The organism is Pseudomonas sp. BP01 (assembly GCF_022760795.1).
Lineage (GTDB): Bacteria > Pseudomonadota > Gammaproteobacteria > Pseudomonadales > Pseudomonadaceae > Aquipseudomonas > Aquipseudomonas putida_Q.
Genome location: NZ_JAFBKA010000103.1, coordinates 1 through 386, shown reverse-complemented (window position 1 = coordinate 386; position 386 = coordinate 1). Strand labels below are relative to the sequence as shown.

General features: G+C 66.3%; 1 protein-coding gene. It reads left to right on the top strand.

Going from position 1 to position 386, the window contains the following annotated elements; all coding sequences use genetic code 11:
- Window positions 1-73: 73 nt before the first annotated feature.
- On the top strand, window positions 74-386 hold a 313-nt coding region (locus tag JOY50_RS28660; RefSeq protein WP_243056189.1), incomplete at its 3' end, for an FAD-dependent oxidoreductase.

Below are 386 nucleotides of genomic sequence, written 5' to 3'. Positions count from 1 at the left end.
ACCGTCAACGGACGGCGGGTGCTGGCCTGCCAGACGCTGTGCCAGCCCGGAATGACGATTGAAAGGAGCTGCCATGCAAACCCTGCGCTGTGACATTCTGATTCTCGGCTGCGGCCCGGCGGGTCTCGCCGCCGCACTGGCGGCCGCGTCCTGCGGTAAGCAGGTCGTTATCCTCGACGATAATCCGCGCCCCGGCGGGCAGATCTGGCGCGAGGGTCCGCAGGTGCAGCTCCCTGCCCTGGCGCGCCGCTACCGGGAAGCCGTTGCTGCGGAGAAAAATATCACCTCGCTGAACGGTGCCCGGCTTATCGCCCGCCCCTCGGCGCATAGCGTCCTGTTCGAAACCGCCGACGACAGCGGGCTTGTCGAATGGCAAAAGCTGATCC